This is a genomic window from Promicromonospora sp. CA-289599, assembly GCF_050936155.1.
Taxonomy (GTDB): Bacteria; Actinomycetota; Actinomycetes; order Actinomycetales; family Cellulomonadaceae; genus Promicromonospora.
Genome location: NZ_JBNJNI010000001.1, coordinates 1,068,927 through 1,093,916 on the forward strand (window position 1 = coordinate 1,068,927; position 24,990 = coordinate 1,093,916).

The 24,990-nt window shown below is 72.1% G+C and carries 19 protein-coding genes; 8 read left to right on the plus strand and 11 right to left on the minus strand.

Annotated elements, in window-relative coordinates:
* Nucleotides 1–3: 3 nt before the first annotated feature.
* The 3 genes from ACQEVI_RS04750 to ACQEVI_RS04760 form a co-directional block, all read right to left on the minus strand.
* Nucleotides 4–795 (minus strand): hypothetical protein, encoded by a 792-nt coding sequence (locus tag ACQEVI_RS04750; RefSeq protein ID WP_432895224.1) that lies wholly within the window; start codon nt 793–795, stop codon nt 4–6.
* Between the two features lie 169 nt (nt 796–964).
* Nucleotides 965–3,343, minus strand: a complete 2,379-nt coding sequence (locus ACQEVI_RS04755; protein ID WP_432895226.1) for a ComEC/Rec2 family competence protein — start codon at nt 3,341–3,343, stop codon at nt 965–967.
* A complete protein-coding gene (locus tag ACQEVI_RS04760) occupies nt 3,340–4,287 on the minus strand; it encodes a helix-hairpin-helix domain-containing protein (protein ID WP_432895228.1) in 948 nt (315 codons plus the stop codon). The genes ACQEVI_RS04755 and ACQEVI_RS04760 overlap by 4 nt, the downstream gene beginning before the upstream one ends.
* A gap of 233 nt (nt 4,288–4,520) precedes the next feature.
* Between ACQEVI_RS04760 and ACQEVI_RS04765 the strand changes: the two genes are divergently transcribed.
* Nucleotides 4,521–5,399 carry an alpha/beta fold hydrolase gene (locus tag ACQEVI_RS04765; protein ID WP_432895230.1) on the plus strand — a complete coding sequence of 293 codons (879 nt, stop codon included), beginning with the start codon at nt 4,521–4,523 and terminating at the stop codon, nt 5,397–5,399.
* Between the two features lie 27 nt (nt 5,400–5,426).
* Here ACQEVI_RS04765 and ACQEVI_RS04770 read toward each other — a convergent pair whose 3' ends face one another.
* Nucleotides 5,427–6,308, minus strand: coding sequence for a DegV family protein (locus ACQEVI_RS04770; protein ID WP_432895232.1), 882 nt, complete (start codon nt 6,306–6,308; stop codon nt 5,427–5,429).
* Between the two features lie 92 nt (nt 6,309–6,400).
* Here ACQEVI_RS04770 and ACQEVI_RS04775 point away from each other — a divergent pair, with 92 nt between their 5' ends.
* Complete coding sequence (locus tag ACQEVI_RS04775) at nt 6,401–8,116, plus strand: helicase HerA-like domain-containing protein (protein ID WP_432895234.1); 1,716 nt, start codon at nt 6,401–6,403, stop codon at nt 8,114–8,116.
* 179 nt (nt 8,117–8,295) lie between these two features.
* Nucleotides 8,296–8,997: a DUF3800 domain-containing protein gene (locus ACQEVI_RS04780; protein ID WP_432895236.1), complete on the plus strand. Its 702-nt coding sequence runs from the start codon at nt 8,296–8,298 to the stop codon at nt 8,995–8,997.
* 134 nt (nt 8,998–9,131) lie between these two features.
* Here ACQEVI_RS04780 and leuS read toward each other — a convergent pair whose 3' ends face one another.
* Nucleotides 9,132–12,083, minus strand: a complete 2,952-nt coding sequence (leuS, locus tag ACQEVI_RS04785; protein WP_432905789.1) for a leucine--tRNA ligase — start codon at nt 12,081–12,083, stop codon at nt 9,132–9,134.
* A 138-nt stretch (nt 12,084–12,221) separates the two neighbouring features.
* Here leuS and ACQEVI_RS04790 point away from each other — a divergent pair, with 138 nt between their 5' ends.
* Nucleotides 12,222–13,532 carry an alkaline phosphatase family protein gene (locus tag ACQEVI_RS04790; RefSeq protein WP_432895238.1) on the plus strand — a complete coding sequence of 437 codons (1,311 nt, stop codon included), beginning with the start codon at nt 12,222–12,224 and terminating at the stop codon, nt 13,530–13,532.
* Between the two features lie 89 nt (nt 13,533–13,621).
* Here ACQEVI_RS04790 and ACQEVI_RS04795 read toward each other — a convergent pair whose 3' ends face one another.
* The 4 genes from ACQEVI_RS04795 to ACQEVI_RS04810 all read right to left on the minus strand — a co-directional run bounded on the left by ACQEVI_RS04795 (nt 13,622) and on the right by ACQEVI_RS04810 (nt 18,021).
* Nucleotides 13,622–14,281 carry a vitamin K epoxide reductase family protein gene (locus tag ACQEVI_RS04795; RefSeq protein ID WP_432895240.1) on the minus strand — a complete coding sequence of 220 codons (660 nt, stop codon included), beginning with the start codon at nt 14,279–14,281 and terminating at the stop codon, nt 13,622–13,624.
* 46 nt (nt 14,282–14,327) lie between these two features.
* The gene (locus ACQEVI_RS04800) at nt 14,328–15,557 is read right to left on the minus strand and encodes an MFS transporter (protein ID WP_432895241.1); all 1,230 of its coding nucleotides are present in this window, start codon (nt 15,555–15,557) and stop codon (nt 14,328–14,330) included.
* A gap of 79 nt (nt 15,558–15,636) precedes the next feature.
* A complete protein-coding gene (locus tag ACQEVI_RS04805; protein ID WP_432895243.1) occupies nt 15,637–16,332 on the minus strand; it encodes a metal-dependent transcriptional regulator in 696 nt (231 codons plus the stop codon).
* Nucleotides 16,333–16,341: 9 nt separating this feature from the next.
* Nucleotides 16,342–18,021 carry a metallophosphoesterase family protein gene (locus ACQEVI_RS04810; protein ID WP_432895245.1) on the minus strand — a complete coding sequence of 560 codons (1,680 nt, stop codon included), beginning with the start codon at nt 18,019–18,021 and terminating at the stop codon, nt 16,342–16,344.
* Between the two features lie 385 nt (nt 18,022–18,406).
* Here ACQEVI_RS04810 and ACQEVI_RS04815 point away from each other — a divergent pair, with 385 nt between their 5' ends.
* Nucleotides 18,407–18,958 carry a hypothetical protein gene (locus ACQEVI_RS04815; protein WP_432895247.1) on the plus strand — a complete coding sequence of 184 codons (552 nt, stop codon included), beginning with the start codon at nt 18,407–18,409 and terminating at the stop codon, nt 18,956–18,958.
* Between the two features lie 5 nt (nt 18,959–18,963).
* Here the strand turns inward: ACQEVI_RS04815 and ACQEVI_RS04820 are convergent, their stop codons facing one another.
* Nucleotides 18,964–19,833 (minus strand): Ku protein, encoded by an 870-nt coding sequence (locus tag ACQEVI_RS04820; RefSeq protein WP_432895249.1) that lies wholly within the window; start codon nt 19,831–19,833, stop codon nt 18,964–18,966.
* Nucleotides 19,834–19,910: 77 nt separating this feature from the next.
* Nucleotides 19,911–20,234 carry a glutaredoxin family protein gene (locus ACQEVI_RS04825; protein WP_432895251.1) on the minus strand — a complete coding sequence of 108 codons (324 nt, stop codon included), beginning with the start codon at nt 20,232–20,234 and terminating at the stop codon, nt 19,911–19,913.
* A gap of 101 nt (nt 20,235–20,335) precedes the next feature.
* On the opposite strand from ACQEVI_RS04825, the gene ACQEVI_RS04830 reads away from it, so the two are divergent.
* From ACQEVI_RS04830 to ACQEVI_RS04840, 3 genes are all read left to right on the plus strand, one after another.
* A complete protein-coding gene (locus tag ACQEVI_RS04830; RefSeq protein WP_432895253.1) occupies nt 20,336–22,864 on the plus strand; it encodes an ATP-dependent DNA ligase in 2,529 nt (842 codons plus the stop codon).
* 90 nt (nt 22,865–22,954) lie between these two features.
* Nucleotides 22,955–23,956: an SMP-30/gluconolactonase/LRE family protein gene (locus ACQEVI_RS04835; RefSeq protein WP_432895255.1), complete on the plus strand. Its 1,002-nt coding sequence runs from the start codon at nt 22,955–22,957 to the stop codon at nt 23,954–23,956.
* Nucleotides 23,957–24,060: 104 nt separating this feature from the next.
* The gene (locus ACQEVI_RS04840; RefSeq protein WP_432895257.1) at nt 24,061–24,984 is read left to right on the plus strand and encodes an NADP-dependent oxidoreductase; all 924 of its coding nucleotides are present in this window, start codon (nt 24,061–24,063) and stop codon (nt 24,982–24,984) included.
* The last annotated feature ends 6 nt before the right edge of the window (nt 24,985–24,990 follow it).

Sequence of the window (24,990 nt, forward strand, 5' to 3'; positions counted from 1 at the left end):
TCCTCAGCCCAGGTCGATCGGCAGGTCGGTCGTGGCGCACATGTCGCCGCCCGTCGCGTAGGCGAAGGCGAGGCAGTCCCCGGCGAGCGTGAACCTCACCGAGTCGATGTTGCCGTTGCTGTGCGCGGTGAACAGGAGTGCCTGCCAGACGTCGCCCGGGTACACCCCGGCGTCGGACAGTGCCTGCTCGAACCCGGCCGCCACGTCGACCGTCGCCTCACCCTTGTGGACGCGGACCTTGGTGGGCGCCAGTCCGGCGCCCGGCAGGTAGGACGCGAGGACCTCGTCGACCGCCTTGGCCAGAGTGGTTCTCGCCGAGCCCTTCCCGACCGACCGGGCGGTGGCCTGGACATCTCCGTCCGGCTCGCAGCCCAGGTAGGGGGTGGTGGCGCCGTCGGCGGAGCGGGGAACCTCGGGAATCTCCGGGCACGGTTCGTCCGTCGACCGCGGGTCGCCCGCGACCGCCTCGGCGTCGAGCTTCGCGCGGTCCTCGCCTGACGTGGTGTCCATCCCTGCCACGACGACGGTCCAGCCGTCCAGCACCTCCGCCGACTCCTCGAGCCAGGCGTCAGCGGCCGCGGGATCCGCGGCGACGTCCACCCGGACCGTCTGATCGGCCTCCGAGACGTCGGTGACCACGGACTCCGCCAGGAGCTCCTGTCGCAGCTCGAGCTGTGCGGCGGCCTCGTCTCGCCCCGCGGCGCTGAACGCCATCGCCGGTACGAGCAGAGCCGCCGTCACGGTTACCGCGATGGTCCGGCGATACCGCCGGACGGTCAGCTTGAGATCAGCCACGAAGCCCCCCTTCGTAAGTGCTGACGAAACTCTCCGTCCTCACCCACGTTAGAGCGGCCCACAGGATCCGCAACGTTTCGCGAAGTGTGGCGAGCCTACGGCCAGACCTCGGTGTGACCTGGTACAAGAGGTGCGGCACGCCGGGCGGCGACCGCCCGGGAGAACTCGGTCAGCAGCCCGCCAGCGAAACCTCCTGCCCGCGCACCACGAGTGCCACGGTGCCGCACTCGTCGGTCCGGACGACGGCGGCGCCGACGCCCGCGTACAGGTCGAGCGCCTCGTCGGTCGGATGGCCGTAGTCGTTGTCCCGACCGGACGAGACCAGCGCTACCGCCGGGCGCAGGCGTTCCGCCAGGGCGCGGGACTGCACCGCCGAGCCGTGGTGGGCCACCTTGACGACGTCGGTCCGCCCGGCCAGGGGCACCAGCTCCATCTGACCCGCGTCCTCCAGGTCCCCGAGCGCGAGCACGTCGAGCCCACCGGTCCGTGCCGCGAGCGCGATGCTCGAGTCGTTCGCGCCCGCCCCCGCGCCCGCGAGCAGCACGTGCCAGGTCAGGTACCCCGCCGTCCCCCGGTCCCCGGTGTGCGCGACGCCGACCGGCACTCCCGCGGCCGCCAGTGCCGCCCTGGTCGCCGCCGCGTTCGCGGCGGGCTCCGGCACCGGGGACACGAGCGCTGCCGCCACCTTCCGTCCCGCCAGCACCGGCCCGAGGCCGCCCACGTGGTCCGCGTGGAAGTGGCTCAGCACGAGCAGGTCCACCCTGGCCACACCGAGCTCGTCGAGGCAGCGGCCCGCCGCGGGCCCGTCGGGACCGACGTCGACCACCACCGCCGACGTCGGTCCCGTGCGCAGCGCCAGCGCATCCCCCTGCCCGACGTCGCACGCCGCCACCAGCCAGTCCCGCGGTATGTCCGGGCGGACGGCGAGGCGCGGCACCGCCACCACGACCACGAGGACCGCCACCGAGCCGGCCGCAAGGAGCGCCACGACGCCGGCCCGTGTGAGCCGCCGGCGCCGCGTGGTGAGCGCCTCGCGCAGGCTCGACCGGGCCGCCGCGCGCCAGGACTCGGGCCAGCCCGGACGCGGGGCACGCCGCAGTACCACCCACAGCACGACGCCGGTGAGCACCGCCAGCAGGAGGGCGCCCGCAGGCCCGCCCAACCAAGGGACCACGGCGCCGGGGAGCGCGGCGCACCAGTGCGCGACCGCCGCGATCCACCACGTGGCGCCGCTCGCGGCCCAGGCCACGAGGCCCGCGAGCGTCGGCAGCCCCGGTGCGAGGACCGTCGCGACGAGCCCCAGCACCGTCGCGGGCACCAGTGCCGGGGCCGCCAGCAGGTTCGCAAGGACCGACACGGTGGACACGGACGGATCGAGCAGGACCAGCACCGGGCCGCACGCCGCCTGTGCGGCGAGCGGGACCGCCACGGCGAAGGCGGCCGCTTCCCCCGTCCAGGGTGCGAGCCGGGCGGCGAGCGGCGCCGCGAGCAGCACCAGCCCTCCGGTCGCCGCCGCGGACAGCACGAACCCGAACGAGCGGGCCAGCCACGGGTCCACCACCAGCAGCCCCACCACCGACGCCGCGAGCGCCGGTACCGACTGCGAGGGCCGCCCGATGGCGACTCCGGTCAGGGCGAAGGCTGCCATGACCGCGGCGCGGAGCACGGCGGGCTCCGGACGGACGAGCGCCACGAAGGCGAGGGAAGCGAGCGCGACGAGGGCCACCCTGACCGGCCTCGGTAGCCGGGCCAGCGAGCAGAGCAGGGTCAGGACGGCGACGACCACCGCGAAGTGGCCGCCCGAGACCGCGGTGATGTGAGCCAGGCCGGTGCTGCGCATCTCCTCGGCGAGGTCGTCAGGGAGGCGGGTGGTGTCGCCGATGGCGGCGCCCGGGACCAGCCCGCGGCCTTGTGCGGACAGCGGGTCCGTCACGTCGAGGAGTGCCGTGCGGTGGGTGTCGAGCACGCGCAGGCCCGCGGGTGGGGCACGGATCTCGCTCGTGCTGTCGGCGGTCAGGCGGGCGGCCTCCGCCGCACCGGGCTCGGCGGGCCGCAGCGCGCCCGAGACGGTCACGGTCGCCCCGTACCGGGGTGCGGTGCTCGACAGCACCTGGACGTGGGCCCGGGCCGCCGAGCCGACTCCGCGTGCTTCCAGGCCGCGGGCCGCGAGGACCCAGCGGTGCTGCCCTGACCCGGGCGGCCCGGGGGCGAAGGAGAACGGCTCCGGCTGGCAGACGACGAGGCCTGTGAGCGTCGCGGTCACCCGCTGTTCCGCGAGGTCGCCGAGCGGAGCGCGACCCGCGAGCTGGACGTGCGTGGAGACCGTGACTGCCAGGGCGCAGGCAGCGGCGAGGGCCGTGTGCGCGGCCGTGGGCCGGCCTGTGCCTCGCGTCAGGGCCGCCGTGAGCAGCAGGTGGAGGCAGGTGGCCGCGACGAGTGCCGCGGCCACCCACGCCGCCGGTCCGGTCCAGCCGGCCCCTGGCCCGGTCAGCATCCAGGCCGCTGTCCAGACCGCCAGGGCCGCCGGCGCCATCCGGAGGTCGGTCATGGCCCTACCCGTGCGCTGTCACGGATCTCGGCCAGCGTCGCCGGGCCGATGCCCGGCACGTCCTCGAGCTCGTCCACGCTCGCGAACTGCCCGTTGGACGTGCGCCACTCGACTATCGCCTGGGCGATCGCCGGCCCGATACCGGGGAGCGTCTCCAGAGCCGCCACGTCCGCGGTGTTGATGTCGACGGTGGCAGCCGTGGATCCGCCGCCGGTGCCCGGTCCGCCGGCTCCGGGCGCCGCTGGCCCGGGCACCTGCTCCCCCGGCTCGGGCACGTACAGCTGCTCACCGTCGACGACCGTGCGTGCCAGGTTCACGGCGGTCAGGTCGGCCTTGCGGGTGGTGCCGCCGGCCGCCTCCAGGGCATCGGCCACACGAGCGCCGTCGGGCACCGTGACGAGGCCCGGCTCGGCCACCTCGCCGACGACATGCACGAGCAGGCCGCCGTCCGCTGCGCCGGCGGGGCCCTGTACCGGGGCCGGCGGCAAGGGGCCGCTCGGTGCAGGCGGCGCGGACGACACTGCTGGTCCCCCGGCCAGCCTGCCCGCCGGTTCCCCATCGGCCGCCAGCTGGGTCAGCGGCTCGACGCCGTCGCCGCGGAGGGACAGCGCCGCCACGCCCACGCCGAGCAGGAGCACGGCCACCACCGCGACCACCGCCGTCGTGCCCTTCAGTGCCCACCTGCGGGCGCCCTGCTCGGGCCGAGGGTCGGTCGGGTGACCGTGCGCGGCCGCGTAGGCAGCGGCCACCCCGGAGGCCGACCGCCTGGAACGTAGCCGGGCCACCAGCTCGTCGGCGTCGGTGCGCGTCCCGTCCGGTCGAGCCTCGTCGGGACCGCCTTGCCCGGGGACCGGCTGGGTGCCAGGCGCGTGGCCGCCGGGCCCGTGCACCGGGCTGAACGGCCACGGGTCGGGAAGTCGCTGTTGCGCGGTCTCTGGCTGCATGGATCAAGACGCTAGGCGGGCGTCGCCGTCCTCCGGTGAGCTTCGCGACCCACCTGTGCACAGACACGGAAGAACGTGACCTGTGGTCGGGCTCGAAGCTGCACCGGGCCGTCGCGAGGGTCTGCACGCAGGACCGGCAAGATTTACGGACGGTGCCCGATGAGTTCTTCCGGGCACCGTCGTCTGACCTGGTAGAGAGCGCGAGAAGCGCCACCGAGCCAGGAGCGAACACGATGACGGACAAGAAGACCTTCACTCTCGAGGTGCCGAGCGGCGTCCTCACCTACGACGTGCGCGACGCCGCGACGCCGTCCGACGAGCCGCCGCTGGTGCTGATCGGCCTCCCGATGGGAGCGGAAGGGTTCACCACGCTCGCGGGCCACTTCACGGACCGGACCGTCGTCACCTACGACCCCCGTGGCGTCGAGCGCAGTACCCGTGACCTCGACACCGAGACCGAGCTGCCCGGCGTCGCCACCCATGCCGAGGACGTGCACCGCGTCATCGAGGCGGTCGGCGGTGGACCGGTCGACCTGTTCGCGTCCAGCGGCGGCGCGGTGGTGGCGCTCGAGCTGGCGGCGACTCATCCGGAGGACGTGCGCACGGTCGTCGCGCACGAGCCGCCCCTGGCCACCGCGCTCCCCGACCGGGAGGCGATGACCGCCGCCATGACGGACATGCACGGCACCTACCAGGCGAAGGGCTTCGGCGCCGCCATGGCGAAGTTCATCACCGTGCTCATGGCAGAGGGCGAGCTCACGGCGGACTACGCGAAGCAGCCCGACCCCGACCCTGCCGCGTTCGGCCTGCCGACCGAGGACGACGGCTCGCGCGACGACCTGATGTTCGGTGTGAACATGCTGGTGCTGCCACCGTACGAGCCGCGGTACGAGACGCTCAGGTCCGGCGGACCGCGTGTCCTGATCGCCGTCGGCGCGGACACCGGCGAGCAGATGACCGGCCGTGCCGCTCGCGGGGCGGCTACGCGACTCGGCTCCGAGCCGGTCGTCTTCCCGGGTGGGCACGGCGGGTTCGGCGGCGGCGAGTACGGCCAGCCCGCCGACAAGCCCGTGGAGTTCGCGGCGAAGCTGCGCGAGGTCCTGACCAGCTGAGCACTGGCCGGGCCGAGCTCTCGAGCCTCAGTGCGCGTGGTCGCCCAGGTCGGCGACGACCACCGCGAGCGTGCCCGGGCCGACGTGGACACCCAGCACCGCGCTCAGCGGTGTGACCTCCACGTCGACCCGGGTACGCGTGTGCAGGCGGCCCGCGAGGGCCAGCGCCCGGTCGTGCGCACCGAAGTGGTGCACGGCGACGACCGGCCGCGTGGCCTCGGCGACAAATCCCGCGGCCTGCTCCAGGAGGCGCTCGGCACCGACCGCTCGGGTCCGCACCCGCTGGGAGAGCTCCACGGCGCCGTCCGAGAGCTTGAGGATCGGCTTGACCCCGAGGACCGTGCCGAGCGCCGCCGCCGGGCCGGACAGCCGGCCGCCGCGCCGCATGTGCTCCAGGGTGTCGACGACGAACAGGGCGTGCGCGGCCCCGGCGACCTCGATGGCCCGGGCCGCCACGTGGGCGGCGTCGGCCCCGGCGGCGGCGCACTCGGCGGCGGCCCGGGCGGCGAAGCCGAGGCCTGCCGCGCTGGTCCGCGAGTCGACGGCGCGCACCTGCAGGGGCGAGCGCGCCGCGGCCGTACCGGCAGAGCCGACCGTGCCGGACAGCGCCCCGGACAGGTGCACCGACACGATGGACCGGGCGCCCTCGTCACCGAGGCTGCGGTAGACCGCCGCGAAGGCCTCCGGCGGCGGCTGGGACGTCGTCATCTGAGCGCCCCCGGCGACCAGCTCCGCCAGCCGCTCCGGCGTGACGTCCTCGCCCTCCGCGTAGACCTCGTCGCCCACGAGGACACGCAAGGGCACCACGACCGGGCCGCCCGACAGACCGGTGGGCAGGCAAGCGGTGGAGTCGGTGACGACCCGCACCTCCTGAGGTGCCGGGCGGGATGTACGACGTCGGGTGCGCATGACCGCGCCACTCTATCCGCGCGAGGATCCGGACGACGAAACCGCACGTTCTCCCCGCGCGCGGCGCGCAGGCCCGACTTAGCATCCGAGACATGTCCGATGCATCGAAGCCCGACCTCGCCGCGCTGCGGGAAGCTGCGGAGGCAGCCCAGAAGGCGCTCGAAGATGCGGAGCGCGCTGCCCCGCCCGCCGCCGCCCAGCCCGTCGCGGCCGCTGTCCAGGGCTACGCGGCCGAGGTGGCCGCTGGCTATGCGGCCGAGGCCACGCTGCCGCTGGGCGCCCTGCTCGAGGGTGAGCCGGGCGGGGACGCCGTCCCGAACCCGCAGGTCCAGGTCGGTTTCGCGCTCTCGATGCTGAACCGGCACGGCCTGGTCGCGGGCGCGACGGGCACCGGCAAGACCAAGACCCTTCAAGGCATGGCCGAGGGGCTCTCCCTGGCCGGCGTGCCCGTCTTCCTCGCGGACGTCAAGGGCGACCTGTCCGGGCTCGCACTCCCCGGCTCCGACAACCCGAAGGTCGCGGAGCGTGCCGCGAGCATCGGGCAGGACTGGACGCCGACCCAGTACCCGGTCGAGTTCTACTCGCTGGGCGGGATCGGCAAGGGCGTCCCGATCCGCACGACGGTCACGGACTTCGGGCCGCTGCTGATGTCGAAGGTGCTCGGCCTCAACGAGACGCAGGAGTCGAGCCTCACGCTGATCTTCCACTGGGCCGACAAGAAAGGCCTCGCGCTGCTGGACCTCAAGGACCTGCAGTCGGTGATCGCCCACCTGACCTCGGACGAGGGCAAGGGCGAGCTCAAGGGCATCGGCGGCGTCTCGGCGGCCACGGCCGGCGTCATCCTGCGTGAGATCGTGGGTCTGGAGGGCCAGGGCGCCGACGTCTTCTTCGGGGAGCCCGCCTTCTCGACGTCGGACCTGATCGCCACCAGGGGCGACCTCGGGGTGCTGAGCGTGCTGGAGCTGCCCGCCGTGCAGGACCGGCCACAGCTGTTCTCGACCTTCCTCATGTGGCTGCTCGCGGACCTCTTCCAGGAGCTGCCCGAGGTCGGCGACGTCGAGAAGCCGAAGCTCGTGTTCTTCTTCGACGAGGCGCACCTGCTGTTCACGGACGCCTCGAAGGACTTCCTGCAGCAGGTCGTCCAGACGGTCCGGCTGATCCGGTCCAAGGGTGTCGGCGTCTTCTTCGTGACGCAGTCGCCGAAGGACGTGCCGTCCGACGTCCTGGCCCAGCTCGGCAACCGGGTGCAGCACGCGCTGCGTGCCTTCACGCCCGACGACGCCACCGCGCTCCGGGCAGCCGCACGCACCTTCCCCACGTCGCCGTACGACCTGGAGCGTCTGCTGCAGGAGCTCGGCACCGGTGAGGCGGTGGTCACCGTGCTGACCGAGAAGGGTGCGCCCTCCCCGGTCGCGTGGACCCGGGTGCGGGCCCCGCAGGCCTCGATGGACCCCGCGGGCGACGCCGTGATCGACCGGGTGGTGTCCGCGTCACCCGGTCAGGCGAAGTACGGGACAGCGGTGGACGCCGAGTCTGCGTTCGAGCTGCTCCAGGCGAAGGCCCAGGAACAGGCCGCGGGACGCGCCGCCGCAGAAGGCGAGGCCTCGGCAGCCGACGACGAGCGCGAGATAGCCAAGGAGCGCGCCCGGATCGAGAAGGAGGCCGCTACGCGCGAACGGGCGGAAGCTCGGCACAAGGAGACGGCTGCCCGCGAGCGGAACCGGGTAGTCGGATCGCTGGCAAGAACGGCGGGCACGGTGATAGTCCGCGAGCTAACCCGCTCCCTCTTCGGCACCCGCCGCCGCTAACTCCCCCGCTCCACACGTGACTCTCCCTGAACAAGCGTTGGGGTGCACCCCCGGATGCTTCGGCTTCTCATGGCCACGTCGTTGGGTAGGCCTGCGCGCGACCGGAACCGAAATGGTGGCTCACTGCCGAGGCCGCGGCCCCAACGAGCGCCCGCCTGCAGGGCATGTGAAACTCGGTCGTGCTCTTTGCTTACATAGACGAGACATCCAACATCCGGTGCTACCGCACGGTGGGCCTCGTCGTGCGTGCTGCCAACGTGCGCCAGTTCGCTGAGCAACTCGACGCGGTGGTTTCCCGGGCAGCTGAGTCGTTCGAGGGAATCGACGCCGACGTCGAACTCCACGGCCACGACTTGTTCGGGGCGACACAGGAGTGGGCTCCACTCAAACCGGTCGTACGAGCTCGCATCTCGATCTATCGACAAGCGCTTGATGTGACTGCAGAGCATGCGGAGGGCATCTGGATCGAGGGACTGGACCGGAAAGGATTCCGGGACCGCTACGCCGACCAGCATGACGAACACATCGCAGTGCTCCTCCATCTCCTCGAGAAGCTGAACCGGTACGCAAATCGGCACGGCGAGGATCTCGTGGTCATAGCTGACGAACACCGGACCGCGAAGAGCGCTCAAGCCGCGTTGCGTAAGGCACGCCGTGAACGCATCTGGGGATATCGAGGCAAGCCGCAGCGCATTGCCGACACGGTCTATTTCGTCTCGTCAGCAGGTAGCCACCTCGTCCAGGCGGCCGACCTCGTGGCATTCCTCTATCAGCGACTAGCGGATGGGGTAGACCGGGACGAGCGCGCAGCCGCAGCGAACAGGGGCCTCTGGTCCGCCCTGGAAAACGTCCCGGTACACGACCGGCTCTGGGAGCCGTAGACGCACAACAGCCCCCGACTGTGCGGGGGCTGAAGGCAGGGCGCTCAGGATTTCTCCCTCTTGCGCTCTCTCACTATAGGCCTGGCGCCGATCACGGTCCAGAGGGCAAGACCGTGATCGGGACGACTGAACAGCTACGCGGGAACTATGTTGACCAGCTTCGGGGCGCGGACGATCACCTTGCGGACGCCTCGGCCGTCCAGGAACTTGACCACGTTCGGCTCGCTGAGCGCGGCCGCCTCCAGGTCCTCCGCGGAGATGTCCGGCGCGACCTCGAACCGCGCGCGCACCTTGCCCTGGACCTGGACCACGCAGGTCACGGTGTCCTGGACCAGGTACTGTGCCTCGGCCGTCGGGAACGGCGTGTGCGCCAGCGACTCCTCGTGCCCGAGCCGGGACCACAGCTCCTCCGCGATGTGCGGCGCGATGGGCGCCGTCATCAGGACGAGCGGCTCCACGGCGGAGCGCGGCACGGCCGGGAGCCCCGTGAGGTGGTTGTTCAGCGTGATGAGCTTGGCGATCGCCGTGTTGGGCCGCATGTGCTCCATCTCGACGCGGACGTCGGCGATGGCGCGGTGCACGGCGCGCAAGGTCGCGGTGTCGGGCTCGGCGTCGGTCACCGTGAGCTCGCCGGTCTCCTCGGAGACGACGTTGCGCCAGAGCCGCTGCAGGAACCGCTGCGAGCCGACGACGGCGCGGGTGTCCCACGGGCGCGAGAGGTCCAGCGGGCCCATCGACATCTCGTAGACGCGGAACGTGTCGGCGCCGTACTGCTCGTACATGTCGTCCGGCGTCACGACGTTCTTGAGCGACTTGCCCATCTTGCCGTACTCACGGTTGACGGCCTGGCCCTGCCAGGTGAAGCCGGACTGCTCGTCACCCTCGACCTCCTCGGCCGGCACGTACTGGCCGCGCGAGTCGGTGTAGGCGTACGCCTGGATGTAGCCCTGGTTGAACAGCTTGCCGAACGGCTCGATGCTCGTCACGTGGCCCAGGTCGAACAGGACCTTGTGCCAGAACCGCGCGTACAGCAGGTGCAGCACGGCGTGCTCGACGCCGCCCACGTACAGGTCGACGCCGCCGGCCGGCCCGGACGTCGGGTTGTGCTGCGGCCCGAGCCAGTACTGCTCGAGCTCCGGCAGCGCGGCGGCAGCGGTCTCGGTCGGGTCGAGGTAGCGCAGGTAGTACCAGCACGACCCGGCCCAGTTGGGCATGGTGTTGGTGTCGCGGCGGTACTTCTTGGGCCCGTCGCCCAGGTCGAGCGTGACGTAGACCCAGTCGTCGTTGCGGCCCAGCGGCGCCTCGGGCTCGGAGTTGGCGTCCTCCGGGTCGAAGGTGCGCGGAGCGTAGTCCGGCACGTCGGGCAGGTTCACCGGGAGCAGCTCGTCGGGGATCGCCACCGGGCGGTCGTTCTCGTCCCAGACCACGGGGAACGGCTCGCCCCAGTAGCGCTGGCGGCTGAACAGCCAGTCGTTGAGGCGGTAGGTCGTGGTGCCCTCGCCGATGTTCCTGCTCTCCAGCCAGGCGATGATCTTCGCCTTGGCCTCGACGACGCCCAGCCCGTCCAGCGAGATCTCGTCGTTCGAGGAGCGGACGGCGACGCCGTCACCCGCGTACGCGCCGACGTGGTCCGCGGGCAGGCCACCCTCCGGCTCGACCGTGTGGATGACCGGCAGGTCGTAGGCCTCGGCGAACGCGAAGTCGCGCTCGTCGCCACCGGGCACGGCCATGATGGCGCCGGTGCCGTAGCCCATGAGCACGTAGTCCGCGGTGAACACCGGGACCTGCAGGCCGCTGGTCGGGTTCACGGCCAGGTGCCCGGTGAACACGCCCGTCTTCTTGCCCGCGTCGGCCTGGCGTTCGACGGCGGTCTTCGCGGACGCCTCGCGGCGGTAGGCGGCGACGGCCGCGACCGGGGTGTCGTACCCGCCGGTCCAGCTGCTGCGCGTGCCGTCGGGCCAGGCCGAGGGCACCTCGTCGAGCAGCGGGTGCTCCGGGGCGACCACCATGAAGGTGGCGCCGAACAGCGTGTCGGGGCGGGTGGTGAAGACCTCGAGCGTCCCTGCCGCGCCGGCCGGGTCGCCCTCGGCGGTCCCGACGACGTCGAACCGCACGTTGGCGCCGATGGACCGGCCGATCCAGTTGCGCTGCATCGACTTGACCTTGTCCGGCCAGTCGATCAGCTCCAGGTCGTCGGCCAGGCGGTCCGCGTACGCGGTGATGCGCATCTTCCACTGGCGCAGGTTGCGCTGGAAGACCGGGAAGTTGCCGCGCTCGGACCTGCCGTCGGCGGTGACCTCCTCGTTGGCGAGCACCGTGCCCAGGCCCGGGCACCAGTTCACCGGGGAGGAGTCGACGTAGGCGAGACGCTGCGCGTCGATGACGTCGCGCTGCTCCTCCGCGCTGAGCGCCGACCAGACGGCGCCGCCGGTGTTGTCGCCGTCGTGCCCGGGGACGGGACGCGTGCCCGCGGCCAGCTCGTCGCGCAGCTCCGCGATGGGACGGGCGCGGCCGGCACCCGAAACCGTCGACGGGCCGGGGCGCTCGGCCTCGGCGTCGTACCAGGAGTCGAAGATCTGCAGGAAGATCCACTGCGTCCAGCGGATGTACTCGGGGTCGATCGTCGCGAAGGTGCGGCGCGAGTCGTGGCCCAGACCGAGGCGGCGCAGCTGGCGGCGCATGTTGAGGATGTTGGCCTCGGTGGTGGTGCGCGGGTGCTGGCCGGTCTGGACGGCGTACTGCTCGGCCGGCAGGCCGAACGCGTCGTAGCCCAGCGCGTGCAGCACGTTGTCGCCGCACATGCGGCGGAAGCGTCCGGTCACGTCCGTGGCGATGTAGCCCAGCGGGTGGCCGACGTGCAGCCCCGCACCCGAGGGGTACGGGAACATGTCCATGATGAAGTACGGGTCGCCCTCGGCCGGGCTCCCGCCCGGCCCCGTAAGTCGCCCGTTCGGGTTCGCCGCGTGGAAGGTTCCGCGCTCCTCCCAGACGTCCTGCCAGCGCAGCTCGATCTGCTGCGCGAGGGTCGGGGTGTAGCGGAAACGGGGCTCGTCCGGAGACGTGGTGCGCTCGGGTGCGTCGGGCATGGTCACCCGCCCGAGTCTACCGACCGACGGGGTCCCCGCCCTTCGCTCGTCCACAGGGTGAAGGTTCATCCGACATTCGCTCGCACCTCCCCCGAAGTTCCCTGCTCGAGTGCTCGAATTGCCCGCATGATGCCCTCGTTGCGAAAGATCCTCGCCGCCAGCATCGCCGCCACCGTCGTGTGGACGGCCCCGACCGCCATCGCCGCGCCGTCGCCCGCGGACGACGCCGGCTCCACCTCCTCGACCGCGGGCCACGGCAGGGCGGACCACGTCGTCTTCCTCGCCCTCGACGGGTTCGACGTCGAGTACCTCGACCTGGTCCGCTCCGGAGCAGCGCCGATGCCGAACCTGCAGGGCCTCCTGCGCCGGGGCAGCGTCACCACCTCGACCGGCGTGATGACGTCGATCACCAACCCGTCGTGGTCGTCGGTGGCGACCGGCGCCTGGCCGGAGACCCACCGCAACACCGCCTACTGGTTCGACCCGGCCGCCGGCACGGCCAGGGGCCAGCAGCGTGACCTCGCCGTGCAGACCATCGCCCAGTCGATCCGCGAGCAGGGCGGCACCGTGTTCTCCGCGCAGTGGTTCATCCTGCAGAACTACGGCGTCACCTACGGCGACCCGGACGGCCTCTACACCCAGCCGGGTGGCGACTGTGCCCGCCGCACCGACGACGCCGTCGCCGTGCTCCGCGGCGAGCCCGTCAGCTCGGGCGGGCAGCTGGTGACCACCAACGGCATACCCGAGCTCATGACCGTCTACTGCGACACCCTCGACGCGATCGGGCACGAGGGCGGCGCCGCGGATCCGCGCATCCCCGGCGCCCTCACCGAGATCGACCGGCAGCTCGGACGCATCGTGCAGGCCACGAAGGACGCCGGGACCTACGGCCGCACCGCGTTCGTCATCACCGGCGACCACGGCATGACCACGTTCGACCAGGGCTTCGGCGCCGAGGCGCTGGCCGCGATCGAGGCGGCGGGCTTCGCTCCGCAGATCCTGACCAGCGGCCAGTCGCCGGCCCCGGGTACCGACGTCGCGATAGTCGTCGGCGGCGTCGCGGACGTGCGGATCATCGGCGAGCGTGCGGGTGACCCGGTCGCCGTCCGGCAGCTGCAGGCGTCGCTGGAGGCGCTGCCGCAGGTGCGGAACGTCTTCGACGAGGCCGACCAGCGCCGGATGCACATGAGCCCGAACTACGGCGACCTCGTCGTCGAGCCGGAGCCGGGCTGGTCGTTCGGCGCCACGCCCGCCGGGCCTGCCGGTCGGCACGGCGCCACCACGGAGCTGCACGTTCCGCTGGTGCTGGCGGGTGCCGGCGTCCGGCCGGGCGCGCACCCCTGGCGGCCGCGCCACATCGACATCGCGCCGACGATCTCGGCGCTGCTGGGCTACGCGCCGCCGTCGGGCAGCGAGGGCAGGACGCTGCGCGAGTCCCTGAGGCGCTGACACGACGCGAGCCCCGGGCCCTGTCGTCCGGCAGGATCTCCCGGGGCTCGCTTGCGCAGCCACCGCGATGGTGCGGCCTGCGTGTCAGCTCAGAACGAAGCGACCAGGTCGTCGCCCACAGCGAGCATCAGCCACGCCACGGCCGCGATGTAGCCGATGATCAGGATGATGACGTGGTTGCCCACGACCGCGTCCCGCAGACCGGCGCTCACGGGCAGGTCACCGGACCGCACGCCTCGCACGATCTGGTACCAGAGCAGCGGCCACATGATAGTCCACACGACCATGCAGTAGGGGCAGAGCGCGACGATCACGTAGAAGCTCGTGTACATCAGGAAGAAGACGAGCACCTGGCCCAGCACGGTCCCGACCAGCAGCGACAGCCAGTACCAGCGCGGCAGGCGCGTGCCGAGCAGCAGCATCACGCCTGTCGTGATGACGACGGGGAACGCCGCGACGCCGAGGTACGGGTTCGGGAAGCCGAGCAGCGCGCCCTGCCAGGAGTCCATGGCGGCGCTGCAGGTTACGAAGAGGTTGATGCTGCAGGACGCCGTCCGCTCCGGCTCGACGAACCCGAGGTACTTCTCCCAGGCGAGCGCGAACGAGGCGATGAACCCGATGCCTCCGAGCACCACCAGGAGCAGGCCCATGGTCCGCGCGCCGAGCGGCGGGCGGTCCTGTGCCGCAACGTCGTTCTGGTCGCTGATCGAGCTGTCCGACGACGTCGTGGTCGCCCCGTTATCGGTCACGCGCCCAACGCTACCGGCGAAGTCTGGGACATTGCTGAAATCGAGGTCACCGAACTGTCTCGGCCGGCTGGTGGGCGACCCGCTGCCGGCCGAACGCCAGGATCAGTGCGAGCCCGAGAACGGTGACCACCGCCCCGGCCCAGGCGGGGGCCAGGTAGCCCCAGCCCGCGTCGATCACGACGCCACCCAGGAACGCTCCTGCACCGTTGGCCACGTTGAGCCCGGCGTGGCACAGAGCCGCGCCGAGCGACGGCGCGCCGGGAGACAGGTCCATGAGCCGGGTCTGGAAGGCGAGGCCCAGGATCTGCGACGTCACACCGAGCAGGAACAGCGAGACCAGGGCGGGGACCACCCACCCGCCGGTCAGGGCGAACAGCACCAGAGAGGCGGCGGTCGACACGAAGCCGATCACGACGGCGCGCAGCACGCCGCGGTCGGCCAGCCGGCCGCCGATCTGCATGCCCACGGTCATCCCGACGCCGAACAGCGCGAGCACCCAGGGCACCGCCCCACCGGGCAGCCCGGTCACGCCGGTCATCGTGGGGGCCACGTAGGTGTAGACAGCGAACATGCCGCCGAACCCGATGGCGCCCGTCACGAACGCGAACCACAGGGGCACGTTCCGCAGCGTCGCCAGCTCGGTGCGCACCGAACGCCCCGGCCCGCCTGCGGCGTCCGGCACGAGCCGCCACAGCCCGAGCAGGGTCGCGATGCCGAGCGCACCGATCAGCAGGTAGGACGTGCGCCACCCGAACGTCTGGCCGACCCAGGTGGACAGCGGGACGCCGACGATGTTCGCGATGGTCAGGCCCGTCATCATGGTCGCGACGGCACGTCCGCGCTGGGCCGGACCCGCGACCGCGGCGCCCACCGCCGCACCGACGCCGAAGAACGCGCCGTGCGGCAGCCCCGCGAGGAACCGGCCGACGACGAGCCAGCCGATGTCCGGCGCGGCCGCGGACAGCACGTTCGCGAGCGTGTAGGCGCCCATCAGCACGAGCAGCAGGCGCTTGCGCGACATCCGCGCCGCGGCGACGGTCAGCAGCGGCGCTCCGACGACGACGCCGAGCGCGTACGCCGTGATGGTGTGCCCCACCTGCGGGTCGGTCGCGCCGAGGTCGGCACCGACGTCGGGCAGCAGGCCCATCGCGGCGAACTCGGTGGTGCCGATGGTGAAGCCGCCGACGGCCAGCGCGACGAGCGCGGGCGCCGCGCGGCGCATCGAGCTCACGCCGGGCGTCTCGTCGGGCGCAGGCTGGGAGGGGCTGGTCGCCATGGGGTCTCCAGGAGTGTCGTATCGATTCGGGGGACCGTCGGCGACACCGGCGACGAGCAAGAGGGGAACGGAGAGGAGACTACTCCTGCGTGACCCACACGCGGGAAGCCGCCAGCAGGCCGAGATCGGCCACCCGCTCGGAGTCGTCGGCCACCTGCCAGGACACCGCCACCGTGCCGGCGAACTCACGCCGCGTCGTGACCTCCACCCGCATGTCCAGGTCCAGACCGAGCTCGGCGAGATAGCGCAACGCCTCGGGGTCGGCGTCGGAGATGCGGACCACGATGCCGGCGTCACCGGTGTGCATCGACGACAGGGGCACGGCGGAGGGTCGCACCACCGTGCCGTCGGCGGCAGGGATCGGGTCACCGTGCGGATCACGCGACGGGTTGCCCAGCCGGGCGGCCATGCGTTCGACGAAGACGTCCGAGACCGCGTGCTCCAGCACCTCCGCCTCGTCGTGCACCTCGTCCCAGCCGTAACCGAGCTGGTCCACGAGGAAGGTCTCCAGGAGCCGGTGCCGGCGCACCATCACCAGCGCGAGACGGCGCCCGTCGTCGGTCAGGCGGATCGCGCCGTACCGCTCGTGCTCCAGCAGGCCCTGCCCGGACAGGCGGCGCACCGTCTCCGAGACCGTGGAGGCGCCCACACCCAGCCGGTCGGCGAGATGCTTGGTGGTCACCTTCTCGTCCGACCACTCCTGGGCAGACCACACCGCCTTCAGGTAGTCCTGGGCGACGGGCGTCAGCTCGGCCGGGTCGGTTGTGATCTCCACACGCCAAGCCTAGTTGTCCGGCGCGGACGGCGACGGGGACGACCCGATGCCGGACAGCACACCACCGAGGCCGTCCCCAGGAACCTCGTCGGGCAGCGGGACCGTGGGCGGCATCGGCTGCCGCTCGCCCACCACCGCCTCCCCCTCCGTGGTGACCTCGACCAGCTGCCAGTCCACGAACTGACGACGCTCGGGGTCGAACCGCAGCACGGTCATCTCCGACGAGTCCCGCAGCGGCCCCACCGACGTGTTGCCCTTCGTCGCCCCGCCCGTGCTCGCGTTCACGTACCGCACGCCGTACCCCACGACGTCCGGCCCGATCCGCTTGTGCATGTGCCCGGAGATCTGGAACGGCACGCAGCCCGACTCCAGCGCCGCGTCACCCACCGAGGGCTGGTGGACCAGCAGCAGGTCGACACGATCCTCCGCGGTGAACCCGCCGAGCCCCGGCTCCCCTGCCGCCTCGCACGCCACGTCGCGCAGCCGGTCGCCGGCCTCCTCCGGCGTCTCCTCCCGGGCCATCACCGTCCCGCCACCGATCCGCGTCTCCAGCGGGTCCCGGTCGCCGAGGATGCGCACACCCTCTACCTCGACCACGTCGCCGTCCAGCACGATCTGGCGGTTCGCGAGCTCCGTCGCGGTCGTCAGGCGGGAGTCGTGGTTGCCGTCAGCGACCACGAACGGGACCCCGTCGGGCACGGCGGACGCGAACGAGTCCACGCACACCGACTCCACGCTCGTACCGTTGATGGTCGTGTCCCCGGCATTCAGCATGACGTCCGGCCCCAGCCGGTCGGCCAGATCACGGATGAGCGGCGTCATGCCTGTGTTGCAGTGCAGGTCCGAGACCAGCAGGAACGTCACGTAGTCAGGGCCCTGCGGGCTGGCCGAAGCGGAACCCGTCGGTACCGGACCGGTTTCCTCCGCCTCCTCCTGCTGCGCGACCCGCGCGTCCCACGTCTCGTTCAACCGCTCACGCGCCCCCGCGTAGAACACCTCGTTCGCCTGATACGTCTCGACCAGCTGACCGCTGTACGTGTCGATGACGCTCGCCAGCCGGCCCGTGATACGCGCACCCTCCAGCGCCGTCCCGGCGAACACCGGCGAGGCGGGCAGCGCGGCCCTGTCCTCCGGCCCTGCGCTCGCCGTGACGGTCACGGCCACGAGCGCGGCGACGAGCACCCCGCCGGTGATCTTCCCGGTGCGCGGGGCGAGCGTCCGGCCGAGCTCTTGGCGTCGAGCGGGCCCGAGCAGGGCCCGCAGGCCGAACCCGGCCGCGACCAGCACGACTGCCGCCACGCCCGTGCCACGGACCGCGTCCCAGATCAGCGCCCACGCGACGGTCCGCACCGTCTGCTGCGGGCTGTCGAAGAACTGGAGGTACCCGTCGAGGTCGCCCACGAGCGCGTCGAAGCTGGCGGTGTCCACCGCCGAGAGATCGGCGGGGATCTCGTGCACGGTGATCCGCACCCCGAGCGTGAACGGCAGCGGGGAGTCGGTGACGACGGTGCCGAGCGGGCCGAGGTCGGCGACCAGTCCGTCGTCCGCGGTGACCGAGTACGTGGCCTCGTGCGGGCCGAGGCTCAGGTCTGCCTGCGCGGTGGTGATCCCGAACGTGAGGGCAACGAGGGCTGCGGCTACGCCGGTCAGGGTCCAGCGCAGCCAGAGGGGCGGTTTGGTACGACTCATCGGCTCTACCTTGTCATGGGGCGCGGTCATGGGGCGCGCCCGCCGGCGGCTTGCCTGGCACACGGCTGGCTGATGGTCCGGTGGGTCGATGGTCCGGTGGGTCGATGGTCCGGTGGGTCGATGGTCCGGTGGGTCGATGGCGGACGGCGTCGGGCAGCCAGCGGTAGGCAGCCGACGACGCCGAACCGAAACTTGATGTTGTTCCCCGGCGCCGAACCGATGCGGACGAGTCGCTGGGCACCCACATCGACTCGGAACTTGCGGCTCGGCATCCAGCCTGACGATCAGCTTGCGGTTCGGCGGCGTGTGGTGGCGGCATCGACGGGCAACTTGCGGTTCGGCGGGTCGGTGACTGGTCTGCCGGGGCGGACGGCACGATGGCCCGGTGTTCACGCTCCGATCCGTCTGGCGGCCGACCGCACCTGTGGCGCGCGTGTGGTCGGTGCTGGCCGACCCGCGGTTCACCTGGCCCGACTGGTGGCCGGGTCTCACCGCCGCGGCGACCCGCCCCGTCGTCGGGCCGGACGGGCTGGCTGCGGCCGGGACCTGGGCTGACCTGCGGGTTCGGAGCCCGCTCGGGTATTCGCTACAGTTCCGGCTCGATCTGAGGCAGACGACGGCGCCGTCGGACGGCGAGCCGGGTCGCGCGCTGCTCGACGTGTCCGGTGACCTGGCGGGGAGTGCCGAGGTGACCGTGCGGGCCGTAGGAGACGGTGGGGGTGGTTCCGGGGTCTCGACGGGCTCGACCAGCGGAGGGTCGACCAGCGGAGGTCCGACCAGCGAGGGGTCGACCGAGGTTGAGCTTCTCTGGCTGGTGTCCCCGGTCCCCGCCTGGTTCCGCGCCACGTCGCGGATCGCCCCAGGGCCGCTGTCCTGGGCCCACGCCCACGTGATGCGGGCCGGCGAACGGGGCCTGGCGGCACGGCTGCATGGCTGACCCGGTCAGCCGGCCTTCTGGGGCTTCGACCCGGATTTCGGCTTCGAGGCAGTCTTCGACGCCGAGGCCGGTCGCGAACCGGACTTCGACTTCGACTCCGCGACGCTGCGCTTGAGCGCCTCCATGAGGTCGACCACGTCCGCGCCCTCGCCGTCCTCCTCGGCTGCCTCGCCGAACGTCGCCGCCGTGTCGACGGACTCGCCCGACTCGAGCTTGGCCTCGACGAGCTTGCGCAGCTGCACCTGGTACTCGTCCTCGTAGTCCTCGGGCGTGAAGTCCGCCTCGAAGCTGCTGACGAGCTGCGCCGACATCGTGAGCTCCTTCTCGGAGACCTTCGCCGGCTCGTCGAGGGCCGGGAACGCGGCCTCGCGGATCTCGTCGGCCCACAGAAGGGTCTGCAGCACGAGCACCTCCTCGCGCACGCGCAGCGCGGCGAGCCTGGTGCGCTGACGGAGCGCGAACTTCACGACGGCGGTGCGGTCGGTCTCCTCGAGCGTGCGGCGCAGCAGCACGTACGCCTTCGTGGACTTGGAGTCGGGCTCGAGGTAGTACGTCCTGTCGAGCATGATCGGATCGATCTGCTCGCTGGGCACGAACTCCACCACCGAGATCTCGCGGTCCCGTTCGGCCGGGAGATCTGCGAGGTCCTTCTTGGTGAGCACCACCGTGCGCTCACCGTCGTCGTAAGCGCGGTCGATGTGCTCGTACGGCACCACCTCACCGTCGATCTCGCACACACGCTTGTACCGGATACGTCCGCCGTCGGCGTCGTGTACCTGATGCAGCGGGACGTCGTGGTCCTCGGTCGCGCTGTACAGCTTGACCGGAACGTTGACGAGGCCGAAGGTCACGGCACCCTTCCAGATCGCCCTCATCCTTCTATAGTGCGCCCCAAGCGCACCACATGCCCAGGTTTCGGTCTGGGCCGACGATCGCCGACCGTCGCCGACGGTCAGAGACCCGCGCGGTCCAGCTTCGCGCACAGCTCCGCGTTGGTGGGCTCCACGAGCTGCTCGCCGTCGGGGAACACCAGCACCGGGATGGTCTTTCGCCCGGTCAGGGCCTCGGCCTCGTCCGCGCGGGCGGGGTCGGCAGCGAGGTCCACGTAGACGTACTTCACGCGGCGGACGTCGAGCACCGCCTTGCTGCGACGGCAGTCGCGGCACCACTCGGCACCGTAGACGGTGAGCTGCTGCGGTCGGGCGATCGAAGAGGTGTCCCCTGCAGTCGCCATGGGCGCTGCCAACACGTCGATCACGAGGCTGTCCGAAATCACTCGCCGGAGCCTAGCGGAGTAACCGTCACCGTCACGACCCTCCGGTACGTGATCTCGCATACCCCTGGGCGCGAGTCCGTGGCCGGCTGCACGATGGTGTGATGGCGTCCACACAACAGACGGTCATGGTCGAGGGGCACCGCCTGCGGCTGAGCAACCTCGACAAGGTGATGTACCCGGCGTCGGGCACCACCAAGGGCGAGGTGCTGCACTACCTGACACAGGTCGCGCCGGTGCTGCTGCCGCACGCCGCCAACCGGCCGGCGACCCGCAAGCGGTGGCCCGACGGCACCGGCGGGCAGATGTTCTTCCAGAAGAACCTCGACGCCTCGACCCCCGACTGGGTCAAGCGCCGGTCGATCCAGCACAAGACCTCCGCCAACGACTACGTGCTGGTCAACGACCTCGCGACCCTCACATGGCTTGGCCAGACCGCGACCCTCGAGCTGCACACCCCGCAGTGGCAGTTCGGCCGCACGGGAGCCCGCCTGGACCCCGACCGCCTCGTGCTCGACCTCGACCCCGGCCCCGGAGCGGGCCTCGCCGAGTGCGCGGAGGTGGCCCGCTGGGCCCGCGAGATCCTGCAGGGCATGGGCCTGGAGCCCTACCCGGTGACGTCCGGCTCCAAGGGGATCCACCTGTACGCGGCCCTGGGCAAGGCGCAGGACACCCGCCTCGACTCCGACGCCGTCTCCGCCGTCGCGCACGAGCTCGCGCGCTATCTCGAGGCCGAGCACCCGGACCTCGTCGTCAGCGACATGAGCAGGAAGCTGCGGTCGGGCAAGGTGCTGGTCGACTGGTCGCAGAACAACGGCAGCAAGACCACCATCGCGCCCTACTCCCTGCGCGGACGCGAGCAGCCGTGGGTGGCCGCGCCCCGCACCTGGGAGGAGCTGGAGGACCCCGACCTGGCCCAGCTCACGCCCGAGGAGGTGGTGGCGCGCATCGAGGCCGACGGCGACCTCCTCGCGCCCCTTCTCGAAGGTCACCTCTCAGCGCTGGAGCCGACGACGGAGCGGCTGGCCACCTTCGAGAAGCTGGGGACCTACCGGGCCAAGCGGGACCCGGCGAAGACTCCTGAGCCGTTCGGGCCGGACGGACAGGTCTCGACAAGCTCGACCACCGGACGGACAAGCTCGACCACCGATGCGCCCACCTTCGTCATCCAGGAGCACCACGCCCGCCGTCTGCACTGGGACTTCCGCCTCGAGCACGACGGCGTGCTGGTCAGCTGGGCACTCCCCCGCGGCGAACCCACCGACCCGGCCAAGAACCACCTCGCCGTGCAGACCGAGGACCATCCGCTGGAGTACGGCTCCTTCGAGGGCACGATCCCGGCCGGCGAGTACGGGGCCGGAGAAGTCACCATCTGGGACTCCGGCACCTACGAGCTCGAGAAATGGCGCGACGACGAGGTGATCGTCACCCTCCGCTCCGCCGAGCGCGGCGCCCGGCGGCTGGCCCTGATCCGCACCGGCGGCCGCGACGGCGACGCCGAGAACAACTGGCTCATCCACCTGACGAAGTCCCAGCCAGGCTCCCCCGCACCGCTGGGTGCTGGATCTTCGCCCTCCCCCACGGGTCGAACGGGGCGAAGAGCCAGCACTCAACCGGGCAAGGACGGGAGGGTGCGGCGGCCCATGCTCGCCACCAACGCCGCGCCCGGCGAGCTCACCGAACCCGACGACTGGATGTTCGAGATGAAGTGGGACGGGTTCCGCACCCTCGCCCACGTCCAGGACCCCGAGACCGTGCGCCTCATGAGCCGCTCCGGCCAGGACCTCACGGTCACCTTCCCTGAGCTGGTGGCGCTCGCGGGCCAGGTCGACCCGTCCCGGCTCCCCGTCGTGCTCGACGGCGAGATCGTCGCCCTCGACCGGGACGGCCGCCCCGACTTCCGCCGCCTCCAGCAGCGCGCCAACCTCCGCAAGGAGCACGACGTGGCGCGCGCCAGGGCCCGCGTCCAGGTCGACCTCATGCTCTTCGACGTCCTTCAGGCTGACGGCGACGACGTCACCCGCGAGCCCTGGACCGCACGGCGCGAGCTGCTCGAGTCCCTCGTCACCCCCCACGCCCCCATCCACCTCCCACCCGTGTTCGACGGCGACCTCGACGCCGCCATGCGCACCTCCCGAACCCTGCGCCTGGAGGGCGTGGTCGCCAAGCGCCGCACCTCCACCTATGCGGAACGCCGCTCGCGGGAATGGCTCAAGCTCAAGCACAGCGCGATGCAGGAGGTGGTCATCGTGGGCTGGCGCCCGGGCCGGGCGAACGCCTCGGTGCTGGGCTCGCTGCTCATGGCGGTGCCCGAGCAGGGCGCGGACGGCGACGGCCTGCGCTACGTCGGCCGCGTCGGGACGGGCTTCACCGAGCGCGAGCGGCGGGAGATCACCGCCCGGCTGCGGGCGATGGAGCGCAAGACGCCGAGCGCGGCCGGAGTGCCGAAGGAGGACGCGTCGGACGCGCGCTGGGTGACACCCCGGCTGGTGGGCGAGGTGACGTACGCCGACTGGGTGGAGGGCAGCGACGGCGCATCGGGCGAGCGGCGGATGCGGCACTCCGTGTGGCGCGGCTGGCGGCCGGACAAGTCGCCGGACGAGGTGGTGGCGGAGCCGCCAGGGCAGGCGTGACGCGGCGCCGCTTGGCACACTTTTACTGACAATTCCTATTCTTCTGCGGGCCACCGACGTACCGTGTTGCGCGACGGACGGAGGACACGGATGTTCAGCTACCCCAAGCGTCTGGCCGCCCCTACGGCCATCCTTGCCGCGATCACGCTCGCGGCCGTCCCGGCGACAGCGGTCGCCGCACCCGGAGCCGCCCCCAGCGACTCCACCGCACGCCAGCTCGCGCCGCAGCCCGCCCACGGCCTGCGCGACCCCTTTCCCCAGATCGAGCTCCCGGACCGCATAGAGCTGCCCGACGGCTTCCGGCCCGAGGGGATCACGACGGCGGGCCCGGCCGCGTGGTTCGGCTCGCTCGCCGACGGCGACATCTACCGCGCCGATCTCCTGACCGGTGAGGGCGAGGTGATCAGCCAGGGACCCGGCTCGCCGTCGGTGGGGCTCACCGTGGACGCGCGCGGTCGCCTGTTCGTCGCGGGCGGCCCGGGCGGCGGCGCGCGCGTCGTCGACGGGCGCTCGGGCGAGGTCCTCGCGACGTACGACTTCGGCGGCGGCTTCGTGAACGACGTCGTCGTGACCCGCGACTACGCGTACTTCACCGACTCGCAGCGCGCCGTCGTGCACCGGCTGCACCTCGGACCGCGCGGCCGGCTCACGGACACGCACGACGAGCTGGCGCTGCACGGCGACTGGGAGCAGGTCGACGGGTTCAACGCCAACGGCATCACCACCGCGCCCGACGGCAAGAACCTGCTCGTCGTGAACTCGACGACAGGCGACCTGTTCCGGGTCGACCGGGACAACGGGCATGCGGACCGGGTGGACCTCGGTGACGCGCGGCTCACCAACGGTGACGGGATGCTCCGGACCGGTCGCACGCTCTACGTCGCGCAGAACACCAGCAACCAGGTGGCGACGGTGCGACTCGACCAGGCGGCATCGAAGGGGCGGGTGGTGCAGACCCGCACCAGCGACGACTTCGACACGCCCACCACGATCGCCCGCTTCGCGGGTGCGCTGTACCTGCCGAACGCCCGGTTCACCACGACCCCCGAGGACGACACCGAGTACTGGGTGACGCGGCTGCCGCTGCACTGAGTGACGGGCACTGAACGAACCGGGCCCTGTGCACGCGGGCCCTGTGCCCCGGCCCGCCCGGCGGTCGCGGAATAGCCGCGTCCGCCGGGCGGGTTGTCGCTGGCATGCGAGCCATCACGTATTCGAAGTTCGGCAGTGCCGACGTCCTCGAGCTCACCGACCAGCCCGACCCGCACATCGGCCCCGACACCCTGCTCGTCCGGGTGAAGGCGGCGTCGGTGAACCCGGTCGACTGGAAGATCCGCCAGGGCTACCTGGAAGGTCTGATCGACACGGTGTTCCCGGCGGTCCCGGGCTGGGACGTCGCGGGCGTCGTCGAGCAGGTGGGCCTGGACACCGCTGAGTTCCAGGTGGGCGACGAGGTGTACGGCTACGTACGCAAGGACACCGTGCAGGGCGGCACGTTCGCCGAGCTCGTCGCGGCGCCCGTGCGCACGCTGGCCCGCAAGCCAGCGGAGCTGAGCTTCGAGGAGGCGGCAGCGGTGCCGCTCGCGGGCCTCACCGCCTATCAGGCGATCCAGCGTGCGGGGGTCGCCGAGGGGCAGACGGTGCTGGTGCACGCCGCGGCCGGCGGCGTCGGCGCGTTCGCCGTGCAGATCGCCAAGGCGCTCGGCGCGCGCGTCATCGGCACCGCGAGCGAGGGCAACCACGAGTTCCTGCGCACGCTCGGCGCCGAGGCCGTCACCTACGGCGACGGCCTCGTCGACCGGGTCCGCGCCATCGCGCCCGACGGCATCGACGTCGCCCTCGACTTCGTCGGCGGCGGGGCGGTGGCCGCGAGCGCCGAGCTCCTGGCCGACGGCGGCACGATCGCGTCGATCGCCGACCCCACCGCCCGTACCGAGCACGGCGGGCACTACCTCTGGGTGCGCCCGTCCACGGCGGGTCTCGACGCCCTCACCGCGCTCTTCGACGCCGGCGAGCTGACCGTGGAGATCGCGCAGGTCTTCGACCTGGCCGACGCCGCGGACGCGCACCGGGCCAGCGAGACGGGCCACACGCGCGGCAAGGTGGTCGTCCGGGTCTGACGCCGG

What these genes read in the sequence shown, in the direction of transcription:
- ACQEVI_RS04830 (WP_432895253.1), top strand. Translation starts at nt 20,336, where the DNA reads ATGGCGTCCACACAACAGACGGTCATGGTCGAGGGGCACCGCCTGCGG.
- ACQEVI_RS04765 (WP_432895230.1), top strand. Translation starts at nt 4,521, where the DNA reads ATGACGGACAAGAAGACCTTCACTCTCGAGGTGCCGAGCGGCGTCCTC.
- ACQEVI_RS04810 (WP_432895245.1), bottom strand. Translation starts at nt 18,021, where the DNA reads ATGAGTCGTACCAAACCGCCCCTCTGGCTGCGCTGGACCCTGACCGGC.
- ACQEVI_RS04840 (WP_432895257.1), top strand. Translation starts at nt 24,061, where the DNA reads ATGCGAGCCATCACGTATTCGAAGTTCGGCAGTGCCGACGTCCTCGAG.
- ACQEVI_RS04800 (WP_432895241.1), bottom strand. Translation starts at nt 15,557, where the DNA reads ATGGCGACCAGCCCCTCCCAGCCTGCGCCCGACGAGACGCCCGGCGTG.
- ACQEVI_RS04820 (WP_432895249.1), bottom strand. Translation starts at nt 19,833, where the DNA reads ATGAGGGCGATCTGGAAGGGTGCCGTGACCTTCGGCCTCGTCAACGTT.
- ACQEVI_RS04755 (WP_432895226.1), bottom strand. Translation starts at nt 3,343, where the DNA reads ATGACCGACCTCCGGATGGCGCCGGCGGCCCTGGCGGTCTGGACAGCG.
- ACQEVI_RS04835 (WP_432895255.1), top strand. Translation starts at nt 22,955, where the DNA reads ATGTTCAGCTACCCCAAGCGTCTGGCCGCCCCTACGGCCATCCTTGCC.
- ACQEVI_RS04775 (WP_432895234.1), top strand. Translation starts at nt 6,401, where the DNA reads ATGTCCGATGCATCGAAGCCCGACCTCGCCGCGCTGCGGGAAGCTGCG.
- ACQEVI_RS04760 (WP_432895228.1), bottom strand. Translation starts at nt 4,287, where the DNA reads ATGCAGCCAGAGACCGCGCAACAGCGACTTCCCGACCCGTGGCCGTTC.
- leuS (WP_432905789.1), bottom strand. Translation starts at nt 12,083, where the DNA reads ATGCCCGACGCACCCGAGCGCACCACGTCTCCGGACGAGCCCCGTTTC.
- ACQEVI_RS04770 (WP_432895232.1), bottom strand. Translation starts at nt 6,308, where the DNA reads ATGCGCACCCGACGTCGTACATCCCGCCCGGCACCTCAGGAGGTGCGG.